Raw genomic sequence first — 14715 nt, forward strand, 5'->3', positions numbered from 1 at the left:
ATAACGCCAATAAAGCTCATATATAATCCCGTAAGTTAATAAGCCTCTATTCAAACACCAATTACGCCACTTAAGCAATAACTCCCCCATCCGAGAATAGAGAGTATTATCTTCTGTAAAATCAGGAAAACCCTGTTCTAAGATAGTGGGTATTTCTTCAGGTGCAATACCACTAGCACCTGCTAACTGCAATAAATCTAACGTTTGCCGAACAAAACGATATTCTCCATTAGCCTTAATTAAAACATCCCAATCAGGCTCATCTCGCCATAATTGCGTTGCTAGCTCTTGCTCTGTTTCAGGACGTAATCTAAGGGGAAACTGCGCTTTAATGCCCAACTGTTCAAAAATTAAAGGCCAAAATAAAGTTACCTCATCACTAAGAAAACCCACAGGAGTCTTACAGATTATAGGATAAGTCCCTTCTACTGCTTCTGACAAGCGATCGGCTAATTCTCGACGGTTATTGTTATTAGCTGCAAATACTAAAATTGCTGAGGTTAAACCATCCTGGGGATGTTGGAGGTTACTTTGCTTAATTATTTGCTGTCTTACCCACTGGCTAAATTCGGTAACTAGACGAGTGGTTTTACCCGATCTTGTTTTTCCCGTAATCCATAAAGCTGTTGAGTTACTATGTTTCATCAAATTAATGTGCGTTTTGGATACCCCTAGCTTCTAGATATGGGGAGTGTCAATACTCAATTATTAGCCATCTCGATTATTTATTTTAGTACTAAGTTATTGTTTTGAGTCGAAAAACTAAGTTTTAATCAGGAAAAAAAGATTAATTTGCCATCTTTGAAGATAATTTTATCTAAATGTAGTAGTCGATCGTGAGCTTGATTGATAGATTTTAAATTACCTAGTAAACGATAATACTTTCTCAGAGCATCAGGAAGATTCAAGTTATGTTCTATTTCAAAACTAATGACAGTAGCTTCTGATAATCCATCACTTTCGCGAATATTTCTTTCGAGTAATTCAGCTACCATTTTTTGATATTGAGTTTTAATATTCATGTGGCGAAAACTTTCAAGATCTAAATATCTAGCTCTAAAATTAATCTAAGTCCATCTCTGCTATTTCTTGCTGTAATTCCTGAAAGTAATTAGTTTTAATCAGTTTTGCCACTGCTTCGGCACGTTTTTCCCGATCCACTTCTACTTTTAATTCTTTAAGTTGTTTTTTCAAATCGGCTTCTTGGCGTTTGCGATCGCTAATATCTCTGACAATCCCTTCATAATACAGTAAATTATCCTGAGAATCATAAACTGCTCTGGTATCTTCTTCAATCCAGATAAGACATCAATCTCAGTTATTTCTGTTATTTCCGACTCTTCTGGAGCATCAGGCAGATGCGTAAGAAAACTTAAGATAGCACCTGTCTTATCAGCCATGATATATCTAGATTCGGCGTAAAGTTCTCAGTTCAGGAGAACGTAAAGAAGGTCTTTTTCTTTTTTTTACCTCATCCATGTTATTGGTAGATAGTATAAAAAATAATCAAAGCAAAATCACTAATTAACTGCTAGTAGTATTTAACCTTACACGTTCGGTAAAGCTGAATTTATCGAGACAAAATAAAGATTGACCGAGTAAAATCAGGAGACAATCAACTCAATGAAATTACCCAATTTAGTAATAGCTGGAGTTGTAAAAGCAGGAACTACCTCGTTGTATAGTTACTTATCCCTTCATCCCGATATTTGTTGTTCTACTGTTAAAGAAACTTGCTATTTTTCTTACCATAGATATGGTGAATGGGATCCTTGGTACAATGACAGCAAAGACCCGTTTGAGCAGTATCAAAATTACTTTTGCCACTGTGAAGATCAAAAGTATGTAATGGAAGCTACTCCTGGATATTTTGAGGGAGAAATGAAAGTTGCTCAAACTATCAAAAATGTTCTGGGAGATCATGTAAAAATTATTATTATTTTAAGAGAACCAGTTTCACGATTAATTTCTTTTTTTAAATACAAAAAGAGTAGGCTAGAGCTTGATAAAGAATTGAGTTTGGTTGAATATTTGCAACAATGCGAAGCTTTAACACCCCAAGAAAGAGTTAAAAAAGAAAATGATAAATACTGGGGAATTGAGGGTGGTTTCTATGCGAATTATCTAGAAGATTGGTTAAATGTTTTTGGAGAATCTGTCTATATTAGTTTTTTTGATGAGCTTCAAAATAACCCTAAGCTGTTTCTCTCAAAAATTTGTGCTTGGCTAGAAATAGATAATACTGTGTGGGAATCACAAGATTTAACTGTAGAAAATAAAAGCCTAAACTACAAAAATAAATACTTGCAAGAACTAGCTTTATGGCTCAATCTTAAAGCTGAAAGGTTTTGGCGAGCTAACCCAGGCATAAAAAGGAGTTTGAGAAATTTTTATTACAACTTGAATAATATGCCGTATCAAGAAGAAATTAAGCAACAAACTTTCAATTATTTGCAATCTCTTTATCAACCTTATAATCAAAAATTAGCAGCACAACTTTTAGCGGTAAATTATACCGATCTTCCTCAATGGCTAAGGTTTTAGAGACACAAGTTAAGAATTATATTCTATAGTTACTCATGTATATTGCTCTGATAGCTCATTATCTTGGCCCTCGTTTGGGAATTGGACAGTATTTAGAACGATTGTTACCTTCTTTAGTAGAAGAACTAACTCACCAAGGATTTAAGGTAATAATTTTGGCTTCTCCCAACGCTGTTACCCAAACCCCTGCTTTGGAGAAATTAAAACATCTGGTTCGGCTTCTCCCTCCCCTAGATTACTCCCCAGTCAAAAGAGCTACTTGGGTTATTACCCGCTTGGCTAAATATTGTCATCGCGAAAAGATAGAAACAATAGTTTGGCTTTCCAACCCGATTGTACTACCTTGGCATCCACCTACCATAGCAGTAATTCATGATGTTAATGAATGGAAAGCAGCTAACAAATATGGAGATCGCCTGAAAACTTGGTTGCGAGCTATGGTTTATCTCGATGCATCTCTGCGTTTTGCCCAACAGATTATTGTTGTCAGTGAGGCGACAAAACAGGATCTATGCCATTTTCGCCCCGATCCTCAGTTAAAGTTAAAGCTAAAAGCGATCGCAAATGGAAATGACTCTCAATTGAGCGATTTAGCCCCTATGACAATCCCTGCACCTAATTCACCTTTTCTCTTATCCGTCGGTAGAATCGATCCTGCTGCGAAACGTTTGCCAGAAGCAGTAGCCTTAGTTTCAGCCCTCAGAGAAATTAGTCATGAACCCTGGGAGTTACATTTACTAGGAGGAATCAACACTACGACTCAAGCCAGTGGAGAAGCCTTTTTAGAATCGATTAAAAATAAGCATTGGGTTCACTATCAGGGTTATGTTAGCGATCGCGCTTTAGCCCAGTGGTATCGCCAAGCAACCGCAATAGTTTTTCTCTCAGAAAATGAGGGTTTTGGTTTACCGATTGCCGAAGCTGCTGCGATGAATCGTTGGATCGTCGTCAGTCAAACAAATCAGGCGAGTTGTGAAGTTGGAGAGAATGCAGTTATTCCTATTACTGCGACTAATCCTCAAATGGCAGCGAAAAAACTACTAGAACGACTCCAGAAAAGCCCATCTCCGCCCACTGAAGCAAGAGGGCAATCATGGCGTGAAACAGCAAGTGCTTACGCAGCAGAAATTTGTCGTTTAACTGGCTTTGCTGAATGAGTTTTTCTTTACTCTTCGTTGTACGATAAATCCACTGTCTATTCAGCAACGCTAATTGTTGAGTACGAGTTTGCTCTCCTGAAAATACCGCTCAGTTTAACCTAGCCCAATAATTTTGATAGGCTGGGAAGTGACTTATTGAATCAACAGAAAAATCGTTTTATGTCGAACCAAAAAATAGAAAATAAAAGAATAATTCTGATTTTGTTCTTATTTTTGATCGTTGGAATTGCAGGTATAACCATAGCATTTGTCAGAGTCGAAAAAAATACTTTTGCTGCTCGACTTGGGATTGACAAGCAAAAAACCACAACCAAAACATCATCGATAAATTCTGAAGCAAAAGTAGAAGAATTATGGAGCCAAGGAAATCAGGTTTTGATTGCAGCAAAGAACAATATCAATAAATTGGAAGGAATCAGAGCTTATTCTCGTGAAAACTACAAGCAAGCTCAAGCCAAATTCATGATATCGTTGGAAAATGATTCCAACGATCCAGAGACATTAATTTACCTCAACAATAGTAAGGCTGTAGTTCAAGGGAATGAAGTAACAATTGCTGTTAGCGTTCCCATTGGCGGAAACTTGAATGTGGCTCAAGAAATTCTGCGTGGCGTTGCTCAAGCACAAAATCAATTTAACTCAAATCAGGAAAATAAAAATCGATTGCTCAAGGTAATTATTGCTAATGATAATAATAATCCTGAATTAGCTCAAGAAATTGCCACTAAATTTGTCCAAGAGGAAGAAATTATCGCCGTAGTGGGACACAATGCTAGTGATTCTTCCATAGCTGCTGCTCCTATTTATCAGGAGGGTGGATTAGTCATGATCACTCCCACCAGTTCAGCTAAATCTTTGACAGAAATAGGGAACTACATATATCGTACCACTCCAAGTACTAGAGCTTTAGCCGATAAACTGGCTGGTTATATAGTTAACACAGCTCGCAAAACCAATATCACTATCTGTGCAGACGAGCAAGCTAAAGCGAGTGTTTCTTTTAAGAACGATTTGACCTGGGCAGTTTATCAGTATGGAGGAGTAGTCAATGGAGTAAAATGCAATTTTTCGGCAATGGATTTTAATCCCACCAAAGTCCCTCCTCAAGCCATCAGTAATGGTGCGGACGCTCTGGTGCTAGCACCATCATTACGCTATTTGGATCAAGCCATTGAAGTAGCTAGAGCAAACCAACAACAATTACCCTTATTTGGTAGTCACACTGTATTTAAATATAATACCTTAAAACAAGGGCAAATGAGTGTTAACGGTCTAGTTTTACCTGTAGCTTGGTATCCAAAATCTTCTGAGAATAGTTCTTTTGTTGAAAATGCTCAGAAACTCTGGAAGGAAACGGGAAGTTGGCGCACGGCGATGGCTTATGATGCAACTCAAGTAATTATCCAAGCTTTACAATCAACTGATAGTAGTCGCCAGCAAATACAAAAAGTTATTGATAACCCCGAATTTGTAGCTCAAGGCTCATCTGAATCGATTCGCTTCATGCAAAATGGAGATCGTCTTGCCAGAGGCGTTTTAGTCAGAGTAGAACCTGGAGAAAGATCGGGAACTGGTTATGATTTTGCATATTTAGAATCGAACTAAATCAAGCCTAAAACTTGCCACCATAAGCCTCCAACAACAAGCCAAATAGGGAAGTAAACTAAACTTAAAATAAATCCTAGCTTCCACCAAATACGAACCTCAATGTATCCAGAACCAAAATAGATGGGTGCAACAGCAGTTCCGTAATGGGTCAGACATCCAGACAGATTGAGCAAGAAAGCTAAAACTAATGCTGCATAAATCGGCGGTGTCCCTATGACAAGAGCAACCGAAAGAAAGGGAGCATACATGGCACTGGCTCTGGCTGCTTTACTGGCAAAGAAATAGCCGTTATAAAAATAAACTACGCTTAACAAGAAAAAAGCTGGTTGCCAAGGGAAACCGTCGATAACGCCTCCTATTTGCTGACTCACCCAAGCAATTAAACCAAACTCATTAAGAAAGGAAGCCATCATCAATAAGACAGAAAACCAGAGCAGAATATTCCAAGCTTTTTTTTCAGCGATAATCTCATCCCAACTCAAAACACGAGCAGCCACTAAAAGAGCGACTCCCAATAGAGCGGTAGTCGTACTTTTGATTCCTCCCAAGTAATCTCCGAAAATCCAAAGCAACAGTAGTAGCAAAAAAGTTCCTCCCATTAACCATTCCGATCTACTAATTCTGCCCATTTGATTCAGCTTTTGTCTTGCTAGATCGGGAGCTTCGGGAGTATGTTTAACTTCTGGTGGATAGTAAAAATAAATAATCAAAGGCATCAGCAACAAACTAATCATACCTGGTACTAGAGCAGCTAAAGCCCAAGTAATCCAAGTAAACTCAAAGCCGACCATTTCTCCAGCTAGACTCGCCATTAAGGGATTTGCAACCATAGCGGTAAAGAATAAAGCGGTAGTGATTTGAGTTCCTTGAAAGGAAGTGAGCATCAGAAAACTACCGATTCGACGAGAAGAACCATCGTGAGGCTCACTTTTGTAGATTTGAGCCAGGGACTTAACCAGAGGGAAAATAACCCCTCCTGCTCTAGCATTACCACTGGGCATACCTGGAGCTAATACCAAATCTGTAGCTAACAATCCGTAACTGAGCAGAAGAGTATTTTGACCCAGAACTCTAATAAAAAGATAGGCAAGACGAGCAGCCAAACCAGTTTTAATAAAACCTCTGGCAATCAAAAAAGAACTAAATGTCAACCACGAAGTAGGATGACTAAAACCACTTAATCCTTCAGCTAGAGTGAGGGTTTTACTAATAATTAAAGCAGTAAGGGCAATCAAAGCCACTGCTCCCATAGGTAAAGGTTTTGTAATGAAACCGATAATAGTAGCAACAAAGATAGCGAGTAAGTGCCAAGCTTGTTCTTCAATGCCGAGAGGAGCAGGCAGAAACCAAATGATGCTTCCACTGAGAATAGTCCAAAAGAGAGCGAAACTCTGTCCATCTTTTTCTGCTGACATAGATTTCATTTTTAGCTCCTTAGATTTTGAGCCAGTTTCAATTTTGATGTGCTTCGCTCGATCTCAAAATTAATCTTGCGTTCGGATTGGATAGCTTCGGGATGATAACGTTTGACCATTTCAACTGTAATTGATGCCTGCCTAGCCATCTGCCTACCATCTTCAACGGAAGTTAACTGGCCATGAGAACTAATCACGGAATTTCCCGTTTTGAGATAAACTGGTGCAGCAATGCGGACTATTTCAGGAGCTTCATAAGAACGAATAAAGCCACCAGAGGCAGGGGGATTATCAGTATGGCAATCAAGAGGGATAGATATTGCTTCTCGGATAGCTGCGATCATCGGCAACTGTAAATCTCTGACGGGATTTACGCTATTAGCACCCATTTGAGCCATAAGCTTAATTGAAATGGGATTAGCGTAACCACAATGGGCGGAAACTTTAAATGAGATGTCAGGAGCCAATTCCCCATCTTGACGCATCTGATTGACTAACCATAGCATTCCCTCATCATAAATGAGAAAACCTTTAACACCCAATTCAACACCACGTTTGACATCTTCGATGGCTCTGATCAATTGTTCTTGTCCACGGAGTCGATAGCCAATCCGCATACCTTGAGACGATTGTACTGTAGCACTGGTATCATAGGTGGCACGGGGACCAGGAGACATAATCAGTTGACATCCATAATCTTGGCATAAATTGACCCAATCCTGAATTTCCCTGCGAGTGTGTCGAAAAATTCCGTAAGTTTCTGTGATGCGATTGATGGTAATTCCCAAAAATTCAGCTTCTTGAAGTAAAGCTGTAGCAGCTTCAAGAGTATTGACAGTGGGGATCTCGATCCGAAAATTAGCTCCATCAGCAAAAACTAACTCAGATGAAGGTAAATCCCTTTTATCTTCTCCAGGTAAGCCGAGCTTCCGAAGATATTGTCTAGTTAAATCAAACACGATAAGATACTCCTCATTATGAATTAAATTTTTTGGTCAAATTTTGCAAAAATGCTTGATAATTTTTCTCTATAAATAACTCTGGTTCAGCACTGGTTTCTATTTCAAAGTCAGGAGCTAATCCAATTTCAATCAAGTTTAAATATTGACTAATTTCCTCAGATTCTAACCAAGATTTTGTTGAATTAAAATCTGAGTAACTACCTTGAAAAAACCAAACTTTTATCTGACCTTTACTGAGTGTGGTTTCGGTTAATCCCCGAGATTGAAAAATACTTTTGACTTGGGGTTCTTCAAGGAGGTTATTGAGTTTTACTATAACTATGAATTCTAATTTTTGTATCATCATTATTTGGTTAATTTTCAATTAAAGGATATCTGTAGCTTAAAAGTGTCATAATCATGGATGGTGTTATCAGAGTATTTGAGTCTAAATTCAAAATAGGGTTAACTAATAAATTTTTTAATCTCGACCAGGAAGTTCTATCATCAAATACTTTGACACTGATGGTGGCAATTCTGAGCTTAGTATTTAATTTTTCCCGTATAATTTTAGAAGAGGTTTTAGTAATTTCTCGTTTTAATTTATTGCGATATTTAGTTGCTAAGTTTCTCTGATTTAAATTAATGTTGGTGTCATTAAGAATTTCAATATAGACATTTAATTCCTCTCTAGTAATTCTTCTTCTATACTCTCTGATAAAACTTTTTTCTAAATCGGAATAGATACTACAAGCAAGACAAAATATCTCTTTTTCCGTCTTAGTTAATTCTCGTTTGCTCTTTCGTCCGTATTTAGCTGCTGCGAGAACCCACAGTACACGATCCATATCAACCTGATAACAGTTTTGGACTTCGAGAACTATTTGTTTTGTGGTTATAGCTTGAGAATTTTGAATCTCTCGAACTTCATTAAGGGCTTGGACAGGCATAGATAATTACTCCAGGTTAAACGCTATTTTAGTTGCTTACCGATCCCACTCCGCGCTTATAGACTTCATCCTATTAATAGCGAGATGAAATATCTACCAACATTTGTTGTAAGTTTTTGTCTGAATTACTTTGAACTGGAGTTTAGTCTAAACTAATTGAATATATAGTCAATTAAAGAAACACAGTGAGGGAGATCGCTCTTTGTTCGGCGGAGAGCGATCGCGGAAATCTCGATTAGCGTTTCATGAGGATTTTACCTGGAGAAGACATCCGAATTTGAGGTTGAACTTATCGTAACCAATCGCTGAGAGTAGGGATGGGTGCTAATTCTTCGATAAGCTCTACAGTTATAAACTGATTACTAATTACCGATCAGCGATCGCGATATGTCTGGGCAAAAAATCCCAGATAATGCATAGCGAAAATAATCGAGATAACTTGAGTTGCTTGAAGCGTATTTTTCAACCTATCTTCTTGAGACAATTGATTGAGGATTGCTATAGTAGAACGCAATGGCGGTTTTAAATGGGATAAAGTTGTCAGTAAATATACCAATAGTGGTTGAGTGGCTCTTGCTTGTTCGTAACCTACTCCCCTAACGCGAGCAATTTTGCGATACATTTGTCCGAACGAATATCTAGCAGGATGAGCAACAAGAGTTTCATCTGCATAAACCAAGGAATATCCCTGAGCGAAAACTCTTTGTCCCCACTCTCGATCTCCTCCAGATTTTAGCTGGGAATTAAATAAACCCACCCGATCTAACACTGATTTGTAGGTAAAGATATTAGCTGTTGCGCCATATTTTTGTTCTTCAATATATTGTTTTTGATTAAAAAAGGTAACGCTGTCGTAAAGTTCAATGGCTTTAGGGCGATCGCTGATTTGAAAAAAAATCTCAATTTTCCCAGCCACTAACCCACAATTAACCGTGGTTACAAGCCGTTTTACCCCTGTCATCAGCCAATCAGGTGCAGGGATACAATCAGAATCAGTAAAAGCGAGTATTTCCCCCCTAGCCAAAGAAACACCATGATTACGAGCGGTATAAGAACCAGGCTCGCCACAGTAAGCTAATTTTGCTTGAGGAAATTGTTTGACTATATTTTCGAGACTCTCATCACTACCATTATCCACCGCGATCGTTTCATAACAATCTTGAGGATAAGTTTGCTTCTCTAAAGCTGCCAAACAGATTTTGAGACGCTCTGCATCATTAAAAACTGGAATAATTACAGAAACAAATCGATCCATTTCCCCTCTATCTAAATTTATCTGTTTTAAAGTCAATAGAAGATGACGGCAGTGGTGTTGTTGACATAGGCGTTCTCAGAGAAGAAGGCTGTCGTTCAAACCAGCGCAACATCAAACCAGTAGTAACCAGAAAAGAACCTGCCACACCTGCTAAAAAAAGCGTGCGAAGATTGGGACTAGTTGGTTGATTTTCTTTGGGTAAGCTTGGCTCTTTAACTAACTGAATAGGAGGATAGAGGGAATAGACATTTTCTTTACCTAAATCTAATTCAGCTAAAGTTGTCGCAAAAATTGCTTCTGCTACTTGTAGATTGCGTTGAAAGTTATCCTTTGTTAGCTTTTCTTGAGCAATATTTCTTTGACGATTTTCTAATTTCGACCTCTGTTTTTCTAACTCCTGAATTTGTGCTGCTAATTTTTGCCCTTCTGCGTCGTTAGAAATTAAATCCTTGAAGACCTCTTCCCGCACTGTTTTTACTTTAGGATCGAGAGTAAGATATGTAATCCGCTCTAATTCTTGTCTACTTACCGCTCTATTCAGCAGAAAAGTAGCCCTTTGTTGCAGGGCTAGAGTTGCTTCTTCTAACTCTGCTTGCTTATTAACTACTGAAGGATTTTCCGCAGTAAAGCGAGATAATAAATTAGCTAGTTCAGTCCTAGCTTGAGCATATTGCGCTTGTTGTTGTTGATAAACATCATCTTCTAGTAATTGATAAGCAGCAGTAGCTTCTGCCGAAGATAAATTTAATTCTTGTCCTAATTTTTGGGAAAGATTATTTAAACCTTGCTCTTGGGCTGATAATTCTGCCTGTTGGCGATATAAATCTTCTAAATTACTGGCTAATTGTCTAATCTGCTCATCAGAACTCAAAGAAGAAGAAACTTGATATGTCGAAAGTTCTTCTTGGGCTGAATCTAGCTTTTGGCGGGCTGCTTCTAGGATAACTTGAGTATGTTGTTCTTGGCGTTTTATTTCAGCCTGTCGCAAATTTTCAATTTTTTGAGTTAGAACTTCTTGAAAAATATAAGCTTTTTGTTGTGCCTGTAGGGGGTTATCTCCCTCAACTGTCAAAGAAATAATACTACCATCTTCCTCAACGATCATTTCTGGTGCGCCAAAATCTCCCGCAGACATATCTAGTTTTTCGGCAGCTTGCTCCAAAAGACTACGATCGCTAGCAATATAGATATAATCTGTTCTAGTATCTTGGCGACTTTTAGCAGAGTCAGAACCAGATGAGGCATTACCAATATTAGGTAAATTTAGTTCAACTCCTGCTCCTGTTTGCAACATTTTGATTCCCCATTCGCTGGTGTATTTGAGCGGAGCTATTCTCCAATAAACCACCACTAATAACCAAACAACAAAGTTGAGTAAAATTCCTAATGACAAATAGAAAGATTTTGAGGGTGGGCGAACTGGAAACTTCTGCTTATCAGGAATAGGATGCTTTTGCTCACCAGGAATAGGATGCTCTTCTGGTACTAATTTCTGCACCAAACCAGAGCCGATTTGCAAATGTCCCTTATAAACAGAGCGGATAAATTTAATTAGTTCCTCAGCAGGAGTAGTCTTGAGAATATATCCTTTGGCACCAGCTTGCAAAGCCTGATTCAGGATTTGGTCTTCATCATGGGTACTTAAAATTAAGACCTTGACTTCTGGATAGCGTTCAGAAATGATTCGAGTAGCGGTAATTCCGTCTATTCCTGGCATTTCCACGTCCATTAAGACTACATCTGGTCGAAACCTATCCACTTTGTCAATCGCTACTTGACCATCATTAGCGATCGCTACAATCTTTAAATCTGATTCTTGCTCTAAATAAATTTTGAGTAGTTGTAATATTGTCTTTTGGTCTTCGACTATAAGAAGATTAATCATCAGGTCATATCATTAAGCATTATTCTCCTTTTATGTTAGATTTTGAAGCCATTGTTAGAATTTTTTCTTTGGTTATGTAAGCTGACAACAACTCTTCGTAGGCTTTAACATCTCCGTTGTCTGAGAATTGTTCCTCATATCTGATGGTACTAAATATTTTCATTTTTTTCAGTTCATCAGTATTATCAAGTAACTGTTTAAGTTTTTGCAGACAATGAGCTTGATTTTTGAAATAATGAGCGCGATCGCCAGCAACCCAGCGATTGAAAGCATTATCTTGAGCCAGAACAGGAGAGCCAGCAGCTAAAGCTTCGACAAGAGATGGATTAGTGCCACCTACTGTGTGTCCGTGGATATAGAGACGAGTGAAAAATCTTAATGTATCAACTATTTCTTTTTCATAAATAGCCCCAGTAAAAATAACCTCGTCACTAGCTGCTTGCATCACTTTTCGATGATAAGGAATTCTTTGGGGTAAATAGCGTCCCAAAACCACTAATTTCATTCCCCATTTACGTTGAGAAAAGGCAGAAACAATTTCGAGGATAGAATTTTCTGGTTCTGGTCTGGCAATAACTAAAAGATATTGATTTGGCGAAAGTTGATAGGGTTTTAACCAGCTTCGATCTACTTCAGTAACTTTTTCTGTTGCATAGGGAATAACTTTAACTTTGCTGGGAGATACTTGATCGATCAGGTGTTTTTTAATTTGAGGATGATCGGCAACTAAATGATTGCTAAAAAAAGTCCCACAACGCTCATTAAAAAACAGCCATTTTTTTTGCCAAAAATTCCATTTACTTCGCCACCATTCCATGCCATCCATATTCATGATACTTGCTCGTTTTTTTAGCCAATATAAAAAAGAAAAACAAGCAGTATTATAGCCAAGTACAAGAATTAAACCCTCTTTTTTAAGAGCATGAATCGTGGATTTATAATCAAAGATAATTGAATCTAAAGCACTATCGTCTTTGCTGGGAATATAAACTAAATTAATATTTTTCCATTTTTTTTGAACTATTTTTTGACAATTAACTTGGCAGTAGACTGTTATATCCCATCCCCTTTTCACAAGATAGAGAGCTAAACGTTCTGCAAAAGTTTCAAATCCACCATGTCCTGCTGGGATACCTCTTGTTCCTAATATTAGTAATTTATTCTTCATTAAATTAAATGTAAGCAACAACAATCGTCAGAGAATTTCAACTAAATAAAAATTCTCTAGCCGAGTAACTTGGAATGAAAAAGATAATATAATTGGTTTCTAGTTAATAATACTGAAATAAAAGTAACAAACTCGATAAAAAACCCGATTATTTTCAGTGTAAATACTGAAGAAAATATTAATCTCGAAAAATTAATTGCACTATGTATCAACGGTCACAAATTACCGCAATTTTTATTTAAAAAATTACCCTGAAAAAAGGAAGTAATATATTCGCAAACAAAGGACAAAAACTATAATGAATTGAGTGCAATAAATTAAAGCAAAAAAGCAAAAATATATTAACTACTTAGAACAAGAGGTTAGGCTAAATTGAGAGTAAATTAATTAGAGCAATTTTCCGAAGACAGTACAATGAATGCCAAGCTTTTTGCGTACCACAATAGTATTCTCAACATTTAATAACACTGTGCTGCCAACTGTAGCGATCGCTGCTCCTGACAATCCCCATCGAGGAATTAACAAAGCGTTTAAAACCACATTCAACAGGGTACTACCACAGCGACTAATCAGCGTATAGCGTTCGTGTCCAGTCATACTAAGCAATAGACCAGCCGAACCTGTCGCCACATTGACTAACTGTCCCACACAAAGAACGATCAAAGCATTTTGTCCTTGGGTAAACTCACTACCAAACAACGATAAATACCAATAGCCAAATACCATTAGACCGATAATGATTGGTAAAGAAGTCAACAATACAGTACGGGAACTTTTAGTCAAAATTCTTTGTATTTTTTCCGTTTTTCCTTCAGCATAAAGACTAGCAATGTTTGGGGCGAGAACTGTATTAGCAGCATTAGTCACAAAGTCAATTAGCTGCGCTCCTCGACTGACAGCAAAATAAATCCCTACTACTTCTGCTCCTTGAATAGCTCCTAGCATTAAAATATCAGTGCGCGATTTAATCAGATACATACTGCCCATGAACATAAAAGGTAAAGCACTGTTCAGCCAAGTTTTAGCTTGATATTTAGCTGTGGCTTTTTTAACTTCATCAGGTAAAATTCGGTAAAGCAATTTCATGCCGATAGCCAAGGTAATCAGAGTAATTACCAACCTTATGAGTATCACCCAAGGAGCATTTAAATCTTCTCCTAAAAAAAGATACCCACATCCTACCAAGACGATTAGTAATGCAGGAGCAATGAGCAACTCTGGCACAAGTCCCATCACAATCTTATTTAGTCCTCTCATCGCTGCTAGTCGCAGGTTTCTCAGGGTGTCGATAGGAATTATCAGCATAGCCAAACAGAAAGCCAAAAACTGCTCGGAATTAGCTCCCACATTCAAGCTCCAAGCTACACCTATAGCCACCAAAATCAACACCACAGATGTAATCAATGCTATCTGATTAGCCCAATTTAGCAGACCGCGCATCAAATTCCAGGATGACTTAGTTTTATAGACAGCAACTTCACGAACGATTAATTTATCGAGTCCTAAAGTCGCTCCCAAGCTCAGCAATTGAGTCCAGGTAAAAGCGTAAGTATAAACTCCAAAACCCGATGCTCCGAGCAGGCGAGCCAGCAAAATACTCGTCAGAAAATTTAAGCCAGTAGCAGCAATTCTCAGACCCAAAGTACCTGCTGCACCTTTGACTAAACGTTTCTTCAGACTGCTTTGTTGCTCTTTGGCGAACAAAGTTTGCCACAAGTCTTGGATACATCGAACGCTTCTATTTATCATCTTATTTAATCAGTTGTACCCCGCGACTGGCAGTATAATC

Annotated in this window: 14 protein-coding genes and 1 pseudogene; 3 read left to right on the plus strand and 12 right to left on the minus strand. The window is 37.9% G+C overall.

The window, feature by feature from the left end:
• From H1P_RS07795 to H1P_RS07805, 4 genes and pseudogenes are all read right to left on the minus strand, one after another.
• Window positions 1-645, minus strand: a pseudogene (locus H1P_RS07795) (recombinase family protein); the annotation flags it as partial.
• A 128-nt stretch (window positions 646-773) separates the two neighbouring features.
• Window positions 774-1022 carry a hypothetical protein gene (locus tag H1P_RS07800; protein ID WP_144865802.1) on the minus strand — a complete coding sequence of 83 codons (249 nt, stop codon included), beginning with the start codon at window positions 1020-1022 and terminating at the stop codon, window positions 774-776.
• A 40-nt stretch (window positions 1023-1062) separates the two neighbouring features.
• Window positions 1063-1194, minus strand: coding sequence for a hypothetical protein (locus tag H1P_RS38855; RefSeq protein WP_281291119.1), 132 nt, complete (start codon window positions 1192-1194; stop codon window positions 1063-1065).
• Window positions 1191-1400 (minus strand): hypothetical protein, encoded by a 210-nt coding sequence (locus tag H1P_RS07805; RefSeq protein WP_144865805.1) that lies wholly within the window; start codon window positions 1398-1400, stop codon window positions 1191-1193. Before H1P_RS07805 ends, H1P_RS38855 begins: the two co-directional genes overlap by 4 nt.
• A 223-nt stretch (window positions 1401-1623) precedes the next feature.
• Between H1P_RS07805 and H1P_RS07810 the strand changes: the two genes are divergently transcribed.
• From H1P_RS07810 to H1P_RS07820, 3 genes are all read left to right on the plus strand, one after another.
• Window positions 1624-2544 (plus strand): sulfotransferase domain-containing protein, encoded by a 921-nt coding sequence (locus H1P_RS07810; RefSeq protein ID WP_144865807.1) that lies wholly within the window; start codon window positions 1624-1626, stop codon window positions 2542-2544.
• Window positions 2545-2579: 35 nt separating this feature from the next.
• Entirely contained in the window at window positions 2580-3701 is a 1122-nt protein-coding gene (locus tag H1P_RS07815; RefSeq protein ID WP_144865809.1) for a glycosyltransferase, read from the plus strand.
• A 162-nt stretch (window positions 3702-3863) separates the two neighbouring features.
• Window positions 3864-5309 carry an ABC transporter substrate-binding protein gene (locus H1P_RS07820; RefSeq protein WP_144865812.1) on the plus strand — a complete coding sequence of 482 codons (1446 nt, stop codon included), beginning with the start codon at window positions 3864-3866 and terminating at the stop codon, window positions 5307-5309.
• On the opposite strand, the gene H1P_RS07825 is transcribed toward H1P_RS07820, so the two are convergent.
• The 8 genes from H1P_RS07825 to H1P_RS07860 form a co-directional block, all read right to left on the minus strand.
• On the minus strand, window positions 5306-6727 hold the full coding sequence (locus H1P_RS07825; RefSeq protein WP_144865865.1) for a DASS family sodium-coupled anion symporter: 1422 nt from the start codon (window positions 6725-6727) through the stop codon (window positions 5306-5308). The genes H1P_RS07820 and H1P_RS07825 overlap by 4 nt on opposite strands.
• Window positions 6728-6738: 11 nt before the next feature.
• Window positions 6739-7686 carry a U32 family peptidase gene (locus tag H1P_RS07830; protein WP_222426979.1) on the minus strand — a complete coding sequence of 316 codons (948 nt, stop codon included), beginning with the start codon at window positions 7684-7686 and terminating at the stop codon, window positions 6739-6741.
• Window positions 7687-7702: 16 nt separating this feature from the next.
• Complete coding sequence (locus tag H1P_RS07835) at window positions 7703-8035, minus strand: hypothetical protein (protein WP_144865818.1); 333 nt, start codon at window positions 8033-8035, stop codon at window positions 7703-7705.
• A 7-nt stretch (window positions 8036-8042) separates the two neighbouring features.
• Window positions 8043-8618 carry a hypothetical protein gene (locus H1P_RS07840; RefSeq protein ID WP_144865821.1) on the minus strand — a complete coding sequence of 192 codons (576 nt, stop codon included), beginning with the start codon at window positions 8616-8618 and terminating at the stop codon, window positions 8043-8045.
• Window positions 8619-8991: 373 nt separating this feature from the next.
• Window positions 8992-9873: a glycosyltransferase family 2 protein gene (locus tag H1P_RS07845; protein WP_144865825.1), complete on the minus strand. Its 882-nt coding sequence runs from the start codon at window positions 9871-9873 to the stop codon at window positions 8992-8994.
• 7 nt (window positions 9874-9880) lie between these two features.
• Window positions 9881-11758, minus strand: a complete 1878-nt coding sequence (locus tag H1P_RS07850; protein ID WP_144865828.1) for a response regulator — start codon at window positions 11756-11758, stop codon at window positions 9881-9883.
• Between the two features lie 19 nt (window positions 11759-11777).
• Window positions 11778-12926 carry a DUF1972 domain-containing protein gene (locus H1P_RS07855; RefSeq protein WP_144865831.1) on the minus strand — a complete coding sequence of 383 codons (1149 nt, stop codon included), beginning with the start codon at window positions 12924-12926 and terminating at the stop codon, window positions 11778-11780.
• 387 nt (window positions 12927-13313) lie between these two features.
• Window positions 13314-14675: a flippase gene (locus H1P_RS07860; RefSeq protein ID WP_246141521.1), complete on the minus strand. Its 1362-nt coding sequence runs from the start codon at window positions 14673-14675 to the stop codon at window positions 13314-13316.
• Between the last annotated feature and the right edge of the window lie 40 nt (window positions 14676-14715).

The organism is Hyella patelloides LEGE 07179, from assembly GCF_900659865.1.
GTDB classification, from domain to species: Bacteria; Cyanobacteriota; Cyanobacteriia; order Cyanobacteriales; family Xenococcaceae; genus Hyella; species Hyella patelloides.

Bases quoted from the DNA above. Each gene is read 5' to 3' on its own strand.
- H1P_RS07800 (WP_144865802.1), bottom strand. From the start codon at position 1,022: ATGAATATTAAAACTCAATATCAAAAAATGGTAGCTGAATTACTCGAA.
- H1P_RS07805 (WP_144865805.1), bottom strand. From the start codon at position 1,400: ATGGCTGATAAGACAGGTGCTATCTTAAGTTTTCTTACGCATCTGCCT.
- H1P_RS07810 (WP_144865807.1), top strand. From the start codon at position 1,624: ATGAAATTACCCAATTTAGTAATAGCTGGAGTTGTAAAAGCAGGAACT.
- H1P_RS07815 (WP_144865809.1), top strand. From the start codon at position 2,580: ATGTATATTGCTCTGATAGCTCATTATCTTGGCCCTCGTTTGGGAATT.
- H1P_RS07820 (WP_144865812.1), top strand. From the start codon at position 3,864: ATGTCGAACCAAAAAATAGAAAATAAAAGAATAATTCTGATTTTGTTC.
- H1P_RS07825 (WP_144865865.1), bottom strand. From the start codon at position 6,727: ATGTCAGCAGAAAAAGATGGACAGAGTTTCGCTCTCTTTTGGACTATT.
- H1P_RS07835 (WP_144865818.1), bottom strand. From the start codon at position 8,035: ATGATGATACAAAAATTAGAATTCATAGTTATAGTAAAACTCAATAAC.
- H1P_RS07840 (WP_144865821.1), bottom strand. From the start codon at position 8,618: ATGCCTGTCCAAGCCCTTAATGAAGTTCGAGAGATTCAAAATTCTCAA.
- H1P_RS07845 (WP_144865825.1), bottom strand. From the start codon at position 9,873: ATGGATCGATTTGTTTCTGTAATTATTCCAGTTTTTAATGATGCAGAG.
- H1P_RS07850 (WP_144865828.1), bottom strand. From the start codon at position 11,758: ATGATTAATCTTCTTATAGTCGAAGACCAAAAGACAATATTACAACTA.
- H1P_RS07855 (WP_144865831.1), bottom strand. From the start codon at position 12,926: ATGAAGAATAAATTACTAATATTAGGAACAAGAGGTATCCCAGCAGGA.
- H1P_RS07860 (WP_246141521.1), bottom strand. From the start codon at position 14,675: ATGATAAATAGAAGCGTTCGATGTATCCAAGACTTGTGGCAAACTTTG.